Here is a 16,882-nt window from a genome sequence, read left to right on the forward strand (position 1 = left end):
CTCCGCTGCGGCCGTGCCGCGCCTTGGCGCACAACAACATCCCGAGGTGGTGCGGAGCTTGTGCCGCGCCACCTGCTTCTACGTACCAGTGGTGTGTCGGTTCAGCTCTGCGACTGGCTCTGGCTTTGGGACGGTTCGACCACCAGCTTGACCGTCAGATCCTCACCGGCGATCCCGATCCGCATGCCCGAAACAGGGGCGGCATCGGGGTAGCAGAGACCGGTCGCGATGCGGACATAGCGAGCGTCGGGGCAGTGGTTGTTGGCGGCATCGAAACCCACCCAGCCTAGACCTTGCAGGTGAACCTCGGCCCAGGCGTGGGTCGCGACCTGTTCTATGCGGTCATCCATCAACAGGTAGCCCGAGACGTAACGGGCGGGCAGGGCGAGCAGGCGGGCGGCGGCGATGAAGGCGTGGGCATGGTCCTGGCAGACGCCGCGGCCGGCTTCGAGCGCCTGTTCGGCCGTGGTTTCCGTGCCGGTCGTTCCCGTTTCATAGGCGATCTGGGTGTTGAGCTTGCCCATCAGGTCATGCATCTTCGCCAGCTCGTTATCGCCGGAGAGGCTGCGCGAGAGCTCGCGGATGAGCTTGCCCGGCTTGGTGAGCGGCGTGTCACGCAGATAAAGCCAGAGCGGCACATAGCCCTGATGCGGACCGAAGACGCCGGAGCGATCCTCGGTCTCGACCTCGCCGGAGGCGACGATGTGGACGCTGTGGCTGTCGCCCTCGGTCGATACCAGATGGGTGTGGTTGCCGAACTGATCGTTGAAGCCGGCCTCTACATTGGCACCGTCAACCGCGATGTTCCAGGAGACGATCTTCTGGCCAGGGCTGTCGAGCGGGCAGAGCCGCAACCGTTGCAGCGAATACTGCACCGGGTCGTCATAGCGATATTCGGTGGTATGGCTTATCCGCAGACGCATGCGCTCAATCCTGCTCAGCTGTAGAACCTGTAACCCTCGGTGATCTCATTGCCCAGCTTGTTGTTGCTGGCGATGAAATCGTCGAGGAATTCGTGCAGTCCCTGGTCCATGATGGTGCCGATGGTGGTCGACTTCAGCGTCTTGGCGACGCTGTCGGCGGTCTCGTGGGCCGGCAGCCGGTGCGCATAATCCTTGGCGAGATAGCCGAGGTTCGAGGTGATCTTCTCGTAGCAATAGGCCAGCGACCGGGGCATCTGGCCGTTGAGGATCAGGAAGTCGGCGATGTTCGCCGCCTTGTATTCCCCGTCATAGACCCAGCGATAGGAGCGGTGGGCCGAGACCGAGCGAAGGATCGATTCCCACTGCATGTTGTCGAGCGAAGAGCCGACATGGGTGATCGCCGGCAGAAGCACGTAGTACTTCACGTCGAGGATGCGGCTCGTATTGTCGGCACGCTCGATGAAGGTGCCGATGCGGGCGAAGTTGTAGATCTCGTTCCTCAACATCGAGCCATGGAAGGCGCCGCGGATTAGGCCGGCGCGGCGCTTCACCGTGTCAATGACCTCAGGCAGGTCGGCCGACTTCAGCTTGCGAGCGAGCATCTGCTTGAGCTCGATCCAGCATTCGTTGGTGGCTTCCCAGGTCTCGCGCGTCAGTGCCGTTCGTACCATGCGGGCATTGTTGCGGCCGGCGTCGATGCAGGACATGACACTCGACGGGTTGGCCGTGTCGCGCAGCATGAAGTCGATGGCATCCGAGGCCGTTACCTTGCCGTGGCGTTCGGCAAAGAGCGGGCGCACGTCGGCGCTTTTCAGGACGGCGTCCCAATCTTCGTCTGAGGCGCCCGAGCGGGTTAGCGACATGCGCAGGCCCGCATCGACGAGACGGGCGATGTTTTCGGCTCTCTCGATGTAGCGGAACATCCAAAAGAGGCCGTTGGCAGTTCTTCCGAGCATGACCATGTCAGTCCTCCAGTACCCAGGTGTCCTTGGTGCCGCCGCCCTGGCTGGAATTGACCACGAGCGAACCCTGTTTCAGGGCCACGCGGGTCAAGCCGCCGGGGATGATTTGCACCTTGTCGGAGACGAGGACATAAGGACGTAGGTCGACGTGGCGTGGTGCGATCCCCTTGTTGACGAGGATCGGCACCGTCGAGAGCGACAGCGTCGGCTGGGCGATATAGTTCGAGGGGCGTACCTTCAGCTTTTCGGCGAAGTCCGCGCGTTCCTTCTTGGATGCGGTCGGGCCGACCAGCATGCCGTAGCCGCCGGAGCCGTGGACTTCCTTGACGACGAGCTCTTCGAGATGTTCGAGCACGTATTTCAGGCTGTCGGCTTCCGAACAGCGCCAGGTCGGCACGTTCTCGAGCAGCGCCTTGCGGCCGGTGTAGAATTCGACGATCTCCGGCATGTAGGAGTAGATCGCCTTATCGTCGGAAATGCCGGTGCCCGGCGCATTGGCAATCGTGATATTGCCGGCGCGGTAGACGTCCATGATGCCGGGAATGCCGAGCGCCGAATCGGGGCGGAAGGTGAGGGGATCGAGGAAGTCGTCATCGACGCGGCGGTAAAGCACGTCAATTGCCTCGTAGCCGCGGGTGGTGCGCATCTTCACCTTGCCGTCGATGACGCGGAGATCCGAGCCTTCGACAAGCTCCACGCCCATCATGTCGGCCAGGAAGGAGTGCTCGTAGTATGCTGAATTGTAGATGCCGGGGGTCAAGACCGCGACGCGCGGCTTGCCCTTGCAGCCGGGAGGGGCAAGCGACGCGAGCGACTGCCGCAGCAGATAGGGATAGTCCTCGACGCGCTGCACCTTGTTGAGCTGGAAGAGCTCCGGGAACATCTGCATCATGGTTTCCCGGTTCTCCAGCATGTAGGAGACGCCGGAGGGCGTGCGGGCATTGTCTTCCAGCACGTAGAACTGGTCTTCGCCGGTGCGGACGATGTCGGTGCCGACGATGTGGGTGTAGACGCCACCCGGCGGTCGGAAGCCGATCATCTCGGGCAGGAAGGCGACGTTCTTCTCGATCAGCTCGCGGGGAATGCGGCCGGCCTTGATGATTTCCTGCTTGTGGTAGATGTCGTCGAGGAAGGCGTTGAGCGCCAGCACGCGCTGTTCGATGCCCTGGGCGAGCTTGCGCCATTCGCGGCCGGAAATGATGCGCGGGATGATGTCGAAGGGGATCAGCTTCTCGGCGCTGTCGGCATGGCCGTAGACGGCGAAGGTGATGCCGGTCTTGCGGAATATGTTCTCCGCATCTCTCGACTTGGCCAGAAGCCTTGCCGGGTCCTGGCTGGAATACCAATCGAAATAGTTCTGATAAGGTCCGCGCGGAGCACCGTCCGCACCAATCATTTCATCAAATGCCAATGGCGCCATCCCCTTTTTTGGTCATTTGAATACAAGCATTTGGGCAATGCAAGCTGCATCGCAGGCTGTACGCGTAGAATTAGAAATATCTGCTTTTGCCTGTATGGGCGGCATTGGCGCAAAGTTTGTGCAATCTGACCTTTGCACTTCGCCGGTTCTGCGGTTCTGTCGGGCGCTAGTTTCGCATTTGTCAGGCGTAGCGCATATGAGGCTTGAGTTTCTGCTGAAGATTTAGGCAGGTGCTTCGCAATGTTTTTTGTCGTGGGCCCTGATGTGAGCGGAATTCAACGGCAGTTGCAGGAAAACTCTTTTGACCGCGGGCGGGGTGGCCTTTATCGAGACGGGCAGCCGGCGGCTTGCGATCCGGTCCTCGAAAGACGAATCCGCTCATGACCCTTGCCCGTCTCGCTCCCGTGCTCTTCGTGTTGTTGTGGTCGACCGGATGGGTCTCGGCCAAATACGCGACCTTCTTTGCCGATCCGCTGACCTTTCTCGTCGTGCGCTACGGGACGGCAGTCGTGCTGTTCTACATCGTCTGTCGCATCGGCGGTGTTTCCTGGCCGAAAGATCGGGCCGGGTGGCTGCATGCGATCGTGTCCGGCGTGTTTCTGCACGGGCTTTATCTCGGCATGGTCTGGTGGGCGATCGGTCAGGGGGTGCCGGCGGCCCTTTCCGGGATCATCGCCGGGCTACAGCCGCTGATGACCGGCATCGCTGCCGCCTATCTGATCGGAGAGAACCTCAACACCGGCCAGCGGGTAGGCCTCGTCGTCGGCTTTGTTGGTGTGGCGATTGCCGTGCTGCCAAAGGTGCTCGTCATCGATGCCTCGACAATCCCGGCCTATGCTGTGGCGGTCAATGTGCTTGCCATGGCCTGCGTCACCACGGGCACGCTCTATCAAAAGCGGCTGGTGAAGGATGGTGATTTGCGCGCCGTGGCGACACTGCAGTATATCGGCGCCTTGATCGTCACCATCCCGGCCGCCCTCCTGCTCGAGGACCTCCACGTCGAGTGGAGCCTCGGCTTCTTCGCAACGCTCGCCTGGTCAGTGGTCGGGATTTCTATGGGGGCGATTGCGCTCCTGCTCTACCTCATCCGCCGTGGCGACGTGTCGAAGGCAGCGTCTCTCATCTATCTCGTGCCACCGCTCGCAGCACTTGAGGCCGCGATTGCGTTCGGTGAGGAGTTGACCGTGCCGATGATGATCGGCACCTGCGTCGTCATGGTCGGCGTCTATCTGATCAACCGGAAGAGCGCGGTCGAACCCATCATCCTGAAAGACTGATAATACGAAAAATGGCGCGGTGGTGACCGCGCCATTTTGACTGTTAAGGTTTTGCGCGAGCGCGAAACTCAGGCTTCGCGGCGACGTCCGCCGGCGGTGCCGGAGCGGGCCGGACGGCCCTGGCCGCTGCCATTGCCGGGACGCCCCTGGCCGCCATTGGCGCTGCGGTTCTGACCACCACCATTGCCACCCTTGCGGTGACCGGACTTGGCCGGACGGCCGTCGGCCTTGGCGCCGCCTTCGGACTTGCCACGGCCCTGGCCCTGGTGATTGCGGTTGTTGCCGCCAGCACCTGCACCACCGCCGCCGCCGCCGCCGCGACGCTGCGGACGGGCCGGGCGTGCGAGGTTGGCCGGCGGTTCGCCGGAGGCGACCGGGATGTCGATGCCCATCAGCTTTTCGACGTCGCGCAGCAGGCGACCTTCATCGGGACCGCAGAATGCGATTGCAATGCCGTCGCGACCGGCACGGGCCGTACGGCCGATGCGGTGGACGTAAGCGTCCGGAACTTCCGGCAGGTCGTAGTTGAAGACGTGGGAGACGGCGGGGATGTCGATGCCGCGGGCGGCAACGTCGGTGGCGATCAGCGTCTTGATCTCGCCGTCACGGAAGCCCTTCAGTGCCCGCTCGCGCTGGCCCTGGCTCTTGTTGCCGTGGATCGAGGCGACCGAGTAACCGGTGGCGTCGAGGTGCTTCATCAGCTTTTCCGCGCCATGCTTGGTGCGCAGGAAGACGATAGAGCGGCCATCCGGATTGTCGTTGAGGATCTTCTTGAGCATTTCCGTCTTGGCGTTCTGGCCAGCGACGAAATGCACGTGCTGCTCGACCTTGTCGGCAGCCTTGCCCGGAGGGGACACGGCGACCTTGAGCGGGTCTGTGAGGAAGCTTGCGGCGAGATCGGCGATCGACGGCGGCATGGTTGCCGAGAAGAGCAGGGTCTGGCGCTTCGGCGGGACCATCTTCGAGATCTTGCGCAGGTCATGGATGAAGCCGAGATCCAGCATCTGGTCGGCTTCGTCGAGAACGAGGTAACGCACGGCGCGCAGCGAGATCGCGTTGCGGGCGATCAGGTCGAGCAGGCGGCCCGGGGTGGCGACGAGAATGTCGGTGCCCTTTTCGAGCTGCAGCTGCTGCTTGCCGATGGAGGCGCCACCGACGACCTGGTTGATCTTCAGCGGCAGGCGGCGCAGGTAGCTGCGCAGATTGTCGCCGATCTGGTTTACCAGTTCGCGGGTCGGAGCGAGAATGAGGGCGCGGGTGGTGCGGTTGTCGGGGCGCTTCTCATCCTTGAGAAGCATCTCGATCATCGGCAGGCCGAAAGCAGCGGTCTTGCCAGTGCCGGTCTGTGCGAGGCCGATCAGGTCACGTCCACCGAGGACGACGGGAATGCCCTTCTCCTGGATCGGGGTCGGGGTCGTGAAGCCGAGCGTCGTCAGCGTCGCGACGATATTCTTGGAGAGGCCAAGATCATCGAAAGTTGTCAAAGTCATACCTTTCGGGGCGCCAAATGCACAAATCCCGGAACGCGTTCTTCGCGAGCCGGTTGGCATTGGCGTCAAGAACCCCGCGTGATTTGGGAACTTGTAAGTTGGAAAAAAGCTTTCCAAGCGCATCGGCGGAATGTCCGCCCGGATGTCATGCGCCTTATCCTTCGTCGCGTCTCAGATGTCGCTGGGCACGCTCACGCGGCGGCCGGAAGGTAAAAGCTGGCTTGCAAATGGGCCAGTTTGCGCCGGAAGTCAAGTGCAATGCACAATTCAGCCCCCGGCGCTTGCTGCACAATCGGCATTTGGCGAGGCGCTCCATGGGCTCTGCTGACTGCTTTGTGAGGTGAACAAAAGCCGTCAGCACGTGTTTCGTCCATGACGGTGCCCGATCCGGGTCGGCTTCGGCGGCAGAGAAAACTTGTCCGGCGAGGCTGCGTCGAATGATCAATGATATACGGAGACAGCCATGAAGACCCTTATCGCAGCCTCAGCCCTGATCCTTGCCGCCTCGATCGGATCTGTTCAGGCCGATGACGATCCGGCATGCCGGGATGTGGCGGCCGAGGCGCGGATGTCGCTCGGTGACATGGAAAAGCGGGCTTTGACCGAGAATGTCACGGCCCAGGAGATCGTGGTCGATGACGGCTGCTACGAGGTAAAGGGAATGCGCGACGGGCGCCGTGTCGAGGCGACCTTTCATCCGGTCTCGGGCGAATTGCTGAAGATCGAAAACGACGATTGAGCCTGAAGAGACTTGACGATCTGTTCGAGGCCCGCTTCCCGCGGGCCTCTTGCGTTTCGATCGCTCATGTCGGTGATGCTCGCTGGCCTTAGTTCTCGCGGCCTTCAGAGGCGCCAAGATTGAAATCGGCGCCTGCCTGGACGACCCCGTTCACCATGATCTCAAGCCTGTGGCGGCCTGGATGATAGATACGCGTCGTGATCGGTCGAAAGGCATGGCGCTTTACAATTGTCACGCTTTCCCCCGGCTTCAGCGGAAGGCTCTTGCCCTTGAAGACCTTCGGCGAAAGCGATCCGTCCTTCTTCTGGTGGTGGATGGCGTAGTCGACCAGCACCGTGCGCATGTCCTTGCCCTTGTTGGACAAAAGGACCTCGAAGGCGAGTTCGCCGGGGAAGCTGATGTGCTCGCTCTCCAGCGTGAGGCTCGCCGTTACGTCGGCCAGCGGCGCAAAGCCGAAATTGGCGAGCGCCTTGCCATGACCCTTCTTGATCAGCGTGCGCGAGGCGTGCTTGAGCAGCCAGAGCCTGTCCTTCGAAGCGTCTTGTGCGCGGCGCTCAACGAAATCGGCGACAAGATCCGGATGATCCTTGGCGATGTCGTTCAGGCTGTTGGCGACCGAGCGGCGGACATAGTCCTCGGGGTCGTCGATCAGGGATTCGAGGATCGGCAGTATCGGTGTCGGGTCCTTTACCAGAGCGGGCAGGCGCATGGCCCAGGGCAGGCGGGGGCGGGTGCCTTCACTGGCGAGGCGTCTCACATGATGGTTCGGGTCGGTGACCCAGTCGGCGATGATCGCAAGTGCTGCATCCTGTTCCTCTACGATGAAGGGGCGGATGCCGAATTCCGCGGTGAAATGCGGCGTCAGCGCCTTCAGGAGGCCGAGGGAAGCTTCAAGATGGCCGCGGCCGTGGGCGGCAACATACTGGTTGAAGGAGAGGAGGGCCCAACCGCTGAGGCCCGCCCGATCCGGTGCCGGCAGACAACCGTGCAGGATTGTGGCCGCGTGCTCGAAATCGGCAGGCAGATGTCGGTGCAGGGCATCGGCAATGCATTGACCGCGCTGCATCAGTTCCAGTCCATCGATGACAGGCAGGATGTCGGCGAGGAAGGCGGCGTGATCGAAGGGGGCCCAGGCCCGCGCCAAGGCATCAGCCGTATCGCGGGCGGTGTGTGGGCCGATCAGGTGTTTCAACGGCTCGGCCATGATCGCTCAGATCGTTCCCTTGGTTTCGAAATGCTGCATCAGGGTAACACCCGTGATCGCGGCCATGTAAGGGGCGAAGGCCGGGTCGGCCTGAACTTTCGCGGCTGCCGCATCGGCGCTTTCCTTGTCGGCCCATTCGACGAGATCGACGATCATGTCGCGCTGGTCCAGGGAGTTGAGCGCCCGCCAGCTGACGAAGCCGGGATAGGTGTTGACCGCCGCCATGGCGGCACGTCGTGCCTGGTCTGCTGCCGGCCTGTCGGCGACCGTGCAGACGGCGATTTCGAGGATGGTGTTCGTGGTCATCTGGCTCTCCCGTGGTTGATCACGGCTTGACCTAGCATGACCCAACTGACAACCTTCTGGCCATTACCTTCGAAGGAGGCACGCATGCGCCCCGCCGACCGCCTATTCCGGATCATCCAGCTGATGCGCTCGACCGGCCGCGCCATGACGGCAGCCGAGATTGCCGAGAGGATGGAGGTCGCGCCACGCACCATCTACCGCGACATGGATCATCTGATCGCCTCGGGAGCCCCGATCGAAGGTGAGCGCGGCGTGGGCTACATGCTGCGCGAGGCCTTCGATGCCCCGCCGCTCACCTTCACCTTCGAGCAGCTGGAGGCACTCGCCTTCGGGCTTCGCGCCGTCGAGATGCTCGGGGATCCAAGGCTTGGTCAGGCGGCGCGCGAGGCTAAGGACAAGATGCTGGCGATGCTGCCGAAGGATCATGCCGAACGGCTGATTTCCGCCCCGATCCACGCCTTCCGGTCATCGGCCCAACCGGTAGTGCCGGATTGTCTGGGCGATGTACGCTCGGCGCTGTCGGTCAAGCGCAAGGTTTGGATCGCCTATCACTCGCTGCCCGGCGAGCGCAGCCAGCGCGTCGTCTGGCCGCTGGGCTTGGCCGCCTTCGGCGCGATCTGGGTGATGACCGCCTGGTGCGAGATGCGCCAGGGGTTCCGCGACTTCCGCCTCGATCGGGTTGAGGACTGGAAGGTGATGCAGGATCGCTTCGAGCCTCAGCCGCATCAGACCTATCAGGCGTATTTGAAGCAGCTTTCGTGACGCCTCAGAAGTCGGTCGCCACCCCGCCTTCGGCCTTGCGTTTCGCCACGAAAGCGTCGAGCTCTTCCTCGACACCAGGGTCGATCGGCGGGCGCTCATAGGTGGCGAGTTTTTCCTTGAAGACGCGGTTGGCGTGGTCATACGTTGTCGGGCGGCCGGCGTCGGTCCAGGTCTCGAAATTGCGCCAGTCGGAGAGGATCGGCGAATAGAAGGCCGTCTCATAGCGGGCAAGCGTGTGGGCCGTGCCGAAGAAGTGGCCGCCGGGGCCGACTTCGCGGACGGCGTCAAGCGCCAGCGCATCCTGGCTGACATCGAGGGGCGTCAGGAATTCCGCCACCATCTGCAGCATGTCGACGTCGAGGATGAACTTCTCGAAAGAGGCCGTGAGGCCGCCTTCGGTCCAGCCGGCGGAATGCATGATGAAATTGCCACCGCCTTGCGTCAGCGCCCAGAGCGAGAAGGCGCTCTCGTAGGCCGCCTGGGCGTCGAGCGTGTTGGCGGCATTGGTGTTCGAGGTGCGGTAGGGGATCCCGTAGCGGCGGGCGAGCTGGCCGCCGACGATGACCGCCTTCATGTATTCCGGCGTGCCGAAGGCCGGTGCGCCCGTCTTCATGTCGACATTCGAGGTGAAGCCGCCATAGACGACCGGGGCGCCGCGCTTGACCATCTGGGTGAAGGCGATGCCGCAGAGGGCTTCGGCATTCTGCTGGACGACGGCGCCGGCGATCGTGACCGGCGCCATGGCGCCGGCCAGCGTGAACGGCGTCATGACAACGACCTGGCCGCGCGACGACATTTCGATGATGCCCTGAAGCATCGGGCCGTCGAGGCGCAGCGGCGAAGACGAATTGATGATGGTGAAGAGCGAGGGCTCATTCTCCATCTGCTCCATCGAGATGCCACGGCCAATGCGGGCGATTTCGATCGCATCGAGATTGCGCTGCTTGCCGAGCGAGTAGCAATGGAAGACCTTGTCGGTCAGCTTCACCATGTCCGAGAGGCAGTCGAGGTGGCGCACCGAGGCGTGGATGTCGATCGGCTCGACCGGATAGCCGCCCGTCGTGTGAATGACGTCGTAGCACTGGGCAAGCTTGACCAGCTTGCGGAAATCTTCCTGGTTGCCGGCGCGGCGGCCGCCTTCGCGATCGGCGACGAAGGGGGCAGAGGCGATCTGGGCGAAGACGAGATTGTTGCCGCCCATCTTGACGTTGCGCTCGGGATTGCGGGCGAACATCTGGAATTCCCGCGGGGCGGACGCGATCATGTCCATGATCAGGCCGCGGTCGAAGCGGACGCGGTCGGATCCCTCCGTCACGTGGGCACCATGCGCCTTCATGATGGCGCGGGCCTCGGGCAGCATGATGTCCATGCCGATCTCTTCCAGGATCGTCAGCGACGCCTCATGCATGTCGTCGAGAGCGGCGGGATCCAGAAGCTCGGTCTTGGTCAGGCGATTGACGAGGTTGCGATACTTGCCCGCCACGCCCGTGCGGCTGCGATCACCGCCGCGGCCGCCGGTGCGTCTGCGGCGCTCGGCGCCACCGGATTGGGGTTCAGTCTCGGACAAGGCGGTGTTGGTAATGTCGCTCATGGTCGATCCATTGTGTCAATCTCGACATCAAGTCTCGCAGGTTCACGGACCAAAAGGCATTGCCGTTTGCGACGAAAAACCGGCTCATCTGGAACAGTGGAAGAACCGAGAAGTTTTCATACGGCAGGCATTCATCAACATTTGCTTTTAAAGCGCCTTGTGGCGCTTTGCTTACCCCCTGTTTACCAAAACCAGTCATTGATCGAAGTGTGAACAAAGATTTGATCCGGGGAAGCGACTTGCTCGAGCTAGTCCGCGACAAGATTGCCGCGCTTGACCTGCCTTCGTATGTCAAGGACAGCGAGCTGCGTTATGTCGCGGTTAACAAGCCCTTCGCCCGGCTTCATAATCTCTCTCCTGAAAGCTTCATCGGACGCAGCGACCGGGAGATCCTGGGTGTCGATCCGGATGGACTTCGCGACGACCGCGAGCGCCGCGTTTTGGTCTTCGGCGAAGAGGAGCAGTTGCATCTGCGCCCCGTGTCCGGCGGGCCCTTGAACATCCTGCATATCGAGCGCTTCTTCGACGATGACGACCGGATGTATCTCTTCGGCTTCATGGAAGAGCGCGCGGCTGCGGTTGCGCCTGAGATGACAGCTCCCTCGACATCACCTTCGGCCGAGGTCTATCAGGCCGTACTCGAACAATATCCGATTGCCACCTATTTCCGCGGGGCGGACCACCGGCTGCTTTTTGCCAATCGCGCATATGCCGAGATGGTCGGGCGGCCGATCGAAGAGCTGCTGGGGCGCACCGAGCAGGAGATTTTCCCCGAACTCGGGCAGGCCTATTACGAAGGCAATTGTCGGGTTCTGGAACGCGGCGTCACCGAAGAGGTTCAGGATAGCTTCATTCGCGGCGACGGCACATCCGTGCCAGCGCTTGCGCGCACCGGCGCCGTGACAGGACCGGATGGCGCTCGCTACATCGTCGGGTCCATCACCGATCTTTCGCCGCTCAGGCTGGAGCAGGAGAGGCTGAAGGCCGCGCGGCAAGAATCGGAAGCGCTGCAATTGCAGCTGCAAAGCCTGATGGCGTCTCTTCCCGTCGGCATCTTCGTGCTTGACCCGGATCTGAGGATATCCTTTGCCAATCCGGCTGCGATCGAGATGTTGGAATTCGATCCGCCTGTGCCGGTGGAAGGCATGAACTACCGGGAATTGCTGATGCGGACGATGGCGCGTAGCATTTCCCGCATGCGGCCTGAAGAAATCGAGGAGCGCATTTCCTACCGCATCGAGCAGGTCACAGCCCTTGCCGAAGGGCCGCTGATCGACGTCAAGACTCCCTCCGGTCGTGCCTTGGCCGGCGGCAGCCGAAAGATTGAGGGTGGCCGCATCCTGATTACCTTCACCGATGTCTCCGACATGGTCCAGCGCGAGGAGGAGACGCTCCTCTACCGCGCGACGCTCGAGCAGATGCCGGTGCCGGTCTTCATTCGCGATATCAACCGGCGGATGATCTATGTGAACACCGCCTATGAGGAACTGCACGGCCAGCGGCGGGAAGATATCTACGGTCTGACCGAAGAGGAGCTATGGCCGGAGGACGGCCAGGTGATGAAGGAGGAGAACCTCCGCATCCTGGAAACCGGCGAACTGGTCGAGAAGAACCGCGAGGTCGTTGTCCGCGACGGCGAGGAAATCTCGGTCATCACGCGGCTGAGCCGGATCACCACTGCCGAGAAGAAGCATTACATCGTCGGCTCGGTGAACGATATCTCGAACCTGAAGAAGGGCCAGCAGGCGCTCGTGGAAGCCCAGGCGCGTGCGGAATCGCTCTACGACGATATCGTGTCGATGTTGCAGGTCATGCCTGTCGGCGTGGTGATCATTGATTCCGACTTCATGGTGGAATTCGCCAACGAGAAATGCCGGGAAATCTGGCACTGGCCGGATGATGTGTCCCTGAGCGGGCAGAGCTTCCGTTCCTATTGCGAGCAGAACCACAAGCTCGGCTATGCCTGGCCTGGTATCGAATTCGAGGAAGGGTTCCGGCGGCGCATCGCGCAGTTCGAAGCGCTTGAAGGCTCACATGTCAACGAACTCGCCTATGACGACGGCAAGTTCGTGCTGGCGACGATTACCCGCCTGCATGATCGCAAGATCCTGCTGACCTATTCAGACCTCACGGAGATGCGCCAGCGCGAGCGCGACATCACGGCGGCGCAGCAGCAGCTGGAGCGGCTCGGCCTCTTCGTCCAGGAATCCATGCGCCTGATGTCCCAGGGCCTGATGATGGTCGAACAGGGGCGGGTTGCCGAGGTCAATCCCTCGTTCAGCCGCATCCTCGATCTGCCCGAGGGCCTTTTGGTCGAGGGTGAAAGCTGGCGGCCGGTGTTCGAATACTGCGCGGCCCGCGGCGATTTCGGTGCGGACGCGCCGGCGGTGCTGCAGCAGTGGCAATCGGCGCTGCAAAACGCTAACTCGATTTCGACGAATTTCCTCGTTGCGGGCAAGACCTGGGTCAAGCTGGAAGCGACCTTCGGTCGTGATCGCAGCTGCGTGGTCGTGCTCACCGATTTCACCGAGCTCAAGGCCCGCGAGGCGGAGCTCGAAGTGCTGCTCGCGCGCAGCGAAGCCGCTGACAAGGCGAAGTCCGACTTCCTCGCCAATATGAGCCATGAAATCCGCACCCCGATGAATGGTGTGCTCGGCATGGCGGAACTCCTGTCCAAATCCGAGCTCGACAGCCGGCAGAAGACCTTCGTCGACATCATGGTGAAATCGGGCAATGCGCTGCTCACCATCATCAATGACATTCTCGACTTCTCGAAGATCGATGCCGGCCAATTGAAGCTCCGAAAGTCGCCCTTCGATCCGGTCGAAGCGATCGAGGATGTGGCAACGCTTCTGTCTGCCGCTGCCGCCGAAAAGGATATCGAACTGGTCGTCTCCGGTGACCAGAAGGTGATGCACACCTTCATGGGCGATCCTGGCCGTTTCCGGCAGATCGTCACGAACCTGCTCGGCAATGCCATCAAGTTCACCGAGAAGGGCCATGTGCATGTCGAGGTCTCCGCCGAGACCGTCATGGATGGTCAGGCGATCCTGAAGCTGCGCATCGAGGATACCGGCATCGGCATTCCGACGGAGATGCAGGCGAAGATCTTCGAGAAATTCTCCCAGGTCGACACCTCTTCGACCCGCCGCCACGAAGGAACCGGTCTTGGTCTCGCGATCACGGCTGGCCTCGTGCGCCTGTTCGGCGGCAAGTTGGATGTGGAATCAGAAGTTGGCCGGGGTTCGGCGTTTACGGTCGAGCTGCCGCTTGCGATCGTCGCGGAACGCCGGGGCCAAAAGGAGCTGCCAGCGACGGTCAAGGATGCGCGGGTGCTCGTCATCGACGACAATGCCGTCAATCGCCGGATCATCACCGAGCAGTTGAGCATGTGGGGCTTTGACGGGCTTGCGGTTCCCGACGGACCGACGGGGCTTGAAATTCTGAAAGCCGCCCATGCCGAGGGATTGTCGATCGACGTCGTCGTAATCGACTACCAGATGCCCGACATCAACGGCATCGATGTGGCGAAGGCGATCCGCAGCGACAGGCGCTATGACGACATCGCGCTGGTGTTTCTCACGTCGATGGACATGGTCGGCGACGACCGGCTGTTCGAGAGCCTGAAGATCCAGGCGCATCTGATGAAGCCGGCGCGGGCCAATGTGTTGCGCGGGGCAATCATTGATGTTGTGCGCACAGCGCGGGTGCACGGGGTGAATTCCGCTCGTTTGCGTCCCATGTCGCCGACGGCTTCTCTTGCTGCCGTGCGGCCGGCCTTGCCGGTTGAACCCGTTCCTGCGGCTCCAGTCTTTCATGATGACAGCGCCCTCAGAGTGCTGATAGCCGAGGACAATCCGGTCAACCAGATCGTCTTTCGACAAATACTGACCGGCAGCGGCATCGCCTATCGGATCGTCGGCAATGGCGAGGAGGCCGTCGAGGCCTGGCGCAGCGAGCCGCCGGACCTGATCCTGATGGATGTCTCGATGCCGGTCATGAATGGCCATCAGGCGACGAGCCTGATCCGCAGCGAAGAGGCCCGTCGCGGCGGCTATCGCATCCCGATCATCGGCGTCACCGCCCATGCGCTGGAAAGCGACCGCGAGGCCTGCCTCACGGCTGGCATGGATGACTACCTCTCCAAGCCGATTTCGCCGGAGCTCTTGATGCGCAAGATCGAGCAGTGGAGTGGCAGGCCGGTGAGCGCCGCGGCCGCCGAAGGCTGATCAGGCGGGACGCCTGACACCGCAGAGCATTTCGCGCTTTCCCGCAAAGCCAGGGCGCCGTTCGACATCAAAGCCGGTGGCGGTCAGATTGCGCCGAACGAAGCCGGCAGCGGCATAGGTGGCGAAGCTACCGCCCAGCCGTGTGGTATCGTGGACCCGCTGCATCAATTCCGCTGACCACATGGCGCTGTTGCGCGAGGGCGCAAAGCCATCGAGGAACCAGGCATCGAAGGTCAGCGTGCTTGCCATCAGGTTCTCGAATGCATCCCCACAGACGACGGACAGTCGGGTCTGTGCGTCGAGGTCGACAGTGACCACGCCGGACGGATCCGAAGGCCACAGCGAGACCAGCGCCTGCCGTTCTGCATCAATCTCGGGCCAGCGGGAGAGGGCGCGGTCGATCTCTTCCGCCTGCATGGGGAATAGCTCGAAGGAGACGAAATGGAGGTGCGCGCCGGGACGGCGATGCTCCTTCCATTGGCGCCAGGTCTCGCAGGCATTCAGTCCGGTGCCGAAGCCGAGTTCGCCGATGGTGAAGGTCTCGGCCGTCTGCCACCGCTCCGGCAGACCGTTGCCGGCGAGGAAGACGTGGCCGCATTCCAGCCGACCGTCCGTCTGACAATAAAAGTGATCGCCAAAGGCTGTGGAAAAGGGCATATCGCCGTCGTGCCAGGCGAGCGGTGCCTGGGTGTCGCCGGTGCCGGGCGGATAATTTGAATGGGTCATGACCATGTCCGATAAATCGGCAGCGATGTCAGGTCAATTCCGCGCCGATCTCGTGATCATCGGCGGCGGCATCATGGGCCTCTGGGCGGCACTGAAAGCCGAGCGCCGAGGTATCGAGACGATCCTGATCGACGGCGATAGAACCGGAAGCGGCGCCAGCGGTGGGCTGCTTGGCGCGCTGATGGCGCATATGCCGGATCGCTGGAACGAGAAGAAGCAGTTGCAGTTCGACGGCCTCTTGTCTCTGGAGGCGGAGATCGCCGAGCTTGAAGCCGAGACCGGTCTTTCGGCCGGCTATCGCCGCTGCGGGCGGCTGATCCCGCTGCCGAAGCCGCATTTGCGGCCGATTGCCGAGCGGCATTCGCTGGAGGCCGAAACGAACTGGAACCAGCAGGGCAGGCGCTTCGCGTGGTCCGTCATCGAGGAAAGCCCGTTTGCCGACTGGCCATCGCGGCGCTTCACAGAGGCGGGTCTTGTCTTTGACCGGTTCGCGGGGCGGGTCTCGCCGCGCGCGCTCACCGCGTCGATCCGGGCGCGGCTGGAGCGCACGGGCCGTGTGCGGATCCTCGAAGGTGTTGCCGTGCAATCGATCGATGCCAGCGCGCGGCAGGTGGTGACAGCCGATGGGGCGTCTGTCGGTTTCGGTGCTCTCTTGGTCGCGGCTGGCGTCGGCTCCTTTCCGCTGCTTGAAACGATCGGTCCGTCCGTCCGCAAGCCGCTTGGCCGGGGCGTCAAGGGGCAGGCGGCCCTCCTAAAGGTAGATCTGCCGGCCGATCTTCCCCTGGTTTACCTCGACGGTCTCTATGTCGTGCCGCATGAGGGAGGGCATGTTGCGATCGGCAGCACCAGCGAAAACAGTTTCGATGACCCGTTCTCAACGGATGCGCAGCTGGATGCCCTGATCGCCGAGGCGAGGGAGCTTGCGCCGGTCTTGCAGGGAGCCGAAGTTGTCGAACGCTGGGCGGGGCTGCGCCCCAAGGCGGTCGACCGGGATCCGATGGTCGGTCCGCATCCGGATCATCCGCATATCCATGCGCTGACCGGCGGCTTCAAGGTGAGTTTCGGCATTGCCCATCTGCTGGCCGATGCCGCGCTCGATGCGATTGCTGGGCAGGCATTGCCGCTGCCTCACGGCTTCTCGCTTTCTCATCACGTTTCGGTGGCAGTTGGCCGGTCAGTCGATGAGGAATTTACCGAAATACCCTGAAATCACGGGGATTCCTGCTGTGCAAAGGCCGAAAATCCTTTTGCCC

The 16,882-nt window shown here is 62.3% G+C and carries 13 protein-coding genes; 5 read left to right on the forward strand and 8 right to left on the reverse strand.

Annotated elements, in window-relative coordinates; genetic code table 11:
* Positions 1-101 precede the first annotated feature (101 nt).
* From AC02Y0_RS03895 to AC02Y0_RS03905, 3 genes are read right to left on the reverse strand one after another with little or no spacing between them, the layout of a single operon-like run.
* Positions 102-923 (reverse strand): transglutaminase family protein, encoded by an 822-nt coding sequence (locus AC02Y0_RS03895; RefSeq protein WP_102018206.1) that lies wholly within the window; start codon positions 921-923, stop codon positions 102-104.
* Positions 924-937: 14 nt separating this feature from the next.
* Entirely contained in the window at positions 938-1,879 is a 942-nt protein-coding gene (locus AC02Y0_RS03900) for an alpha-E domain-containing protein (RefSeq protein WP_102018887.1), read from the reverse strand.
* A 7-nt stretch (positions 1,880-1,886) separates the two neighbouring features.
* Positions 1,887-3,296, reverse strand: a complete 1,410-nt coding sequence (locus AC02Y0_RS03905; protein ID WP_476382558.1) for a circularly permuted type 2 ATP-grasp protein — start codon at positions 3,294-3,296, stop codon at positions 1,887-1,889.
* A gap of 389 nt (positions 3,297-3,685) precedes the next feature.
* On the opposite strand from AC02Y0_RS03905, the gene AC02Y0_RS03910 reads away from it, so the two are divergent.
* Positions 3,686-4,582 (forward strand): DMT family transporter, encoded by an 897-nt coding sequence (locus AC02Y0_RS03910; RefSeq protein WP_102018205.1) that lies wholly within the window; start codon positions 3,686-3,688, stop codon positions 4,580-4,582.
* 68 nt (positions 4,583-4,650) lie between these two features.
* On the opposite strand, the gene AC02Y0_RS03915 is transcribed toward AC02Y0_RS03910, so the two are convergent.
* The gene (locus tag AC02Y0_RS03915; protein ID WP_476383956.1) at positions 4,651-6,066 is read right to left on the reverse strand and encodes a DEAD/DEAH box helicase; all 1,416 of its coding nucleotides are present in this window, start codon (positions 6,064-6,066) and stop codon (positions 4,651-4,653) included.
* 469 nt (positions 6,067-6,535) lie between these two features.
* On the opposite strand from AC02Y0_RS03915, the gene AC02Y0_RS03920 reads away from it, so the two are divergent.
* Positions 6,536-6,811, forward strand: coding sequence for a PepSY domain-containing protein (locus tag AC02Y0_RS03920; protein WP_476382560.1), 276 nt, complete (start codon positions 6,536-6,538; stop codon positions 6,809-6,811).
* 88 nt (positions 6,812-6,899) lie between these two features.
* Here the strand turns inward: AC02Y0_RS03920 and AC02Y0_RS03925 are convergent, their stop codons facing one another.
* Positions 6,900-8,015 carry a DNA alkylation repair protein gene (locus AC02Y0_RS03925; protein WP_476382562.1) on the reverse strand — a complete coding sequence of 372 codons (1,116 nt, stop codon included), beginning with the start codon at positions 8,013-8,015 and terminating at the stop codon, positions 6,900-6,902.
* Positions 8,016-8,021: 6 nt separating this feature from the next.
* Positions 8,022-8,321 carry a hypothetical protein gene (locus AC02Y0_RS03930; protein ID WP_476382564.1) on the reverse strand — a complete coding sequence of 100 codons (300 nt, stop codon included), beginning with the start codon at positions 8,319-8,321 and terminating at the stop codon, positions 8,022-8,024.
* An 84-nt stretch (positions 8,322-8,405) separates the two neighbouring features.
* On the opposite strand from AC02Y0_RS03930, the gene AC02Y0_RS03935 reads away from it, so the two are divergent.
* The gene (locus tag AC02Y0_RS03935; RefSeq protein ID WP_476382566.1) at positions 8,406-9,083 is read left to right on the forward strand and encodes a helix-turn-helix transcriptional regulator; all 678 of its coding nucleotides are present in this window, start codon (positions 8,406-8,408) and stop codon (positions 9,081-9,083) included.
* Positions 9,084-9,087: 4 nt separating this feature from the next.
* On the opposite strand, the gene AC02Y0_RS03940 is transcribed toward AC02Y0_RS03935, so the two are convergent.
* Positions 9,088-10,674: a trimethylamine methyltransferase family protein gene (locus AC02Y0_RS03940; protein ID WP_476382568.1), complete on the reverse strand. Its 1,587-nt coding sequence runs from the start codon at positions 10,672-10,674 to the stop codon at positions 9,088-9,090.
* Between the two features lie 239 nt (positions 10,675-10,913).
* Here AC02Y0_RS03940 and AC02Y0_RS03945 point away from each other — a divergent pair, with 239 nt between their 5' ends.
* Positions 10,914-14,903, forward strand: a complete 3,990-nt coding sequence (locus AC02Y0_RS03945; protein WP_476382570.1) for a response regulator — start codon at positions 10,914-10,916, stop codon at positions 14,901-14,903.
* Here AC02Y0_RS03945 and mnmC2 read toward each other — a convergent pair whose 3' ends face one another.
* Positions 14,904-15,629 (reverse strand): tRNA (5-methylaminomethyl-2-thiouridine)(34)-methyltransferase MnmC2, encoded by a 726-nt coding sequence (gene mnmC2, locus AC02Y0_RS03950; protein ID WP_476382572.1) that lies wholly within the window; start codon positions 15,627-15,629, stop codon positions 14,904-14,906.
* Between mnmC2 and AC02Y0_RS03955 the strand changes: the two genes are divergently transcribed.
* Positions 15,628-16,836 carry an NAD(P)/FAD-dependent oxidoreductase gene (locus AC02Y0_RS03955; protein WP_476382574.1) on the forward strand — a complete coding sequence of 403 codons (1,209 nt, stop codon included), beginning with the start codon at positions 15,628-15,630 and terminating at the stop codon, positions 16,834-16,836. The two genes, mnmC2 and AC02Y0_RS03955, sit on opposite strands and share 2 nt — an antisense overlap.
* Positions 16,837-16,882 lie beyond the last annotated feature (46 nt).

The sequence above is a fragment of the Allorhizobium sp. nf9_anc genome, assembly GCF_056323085.1.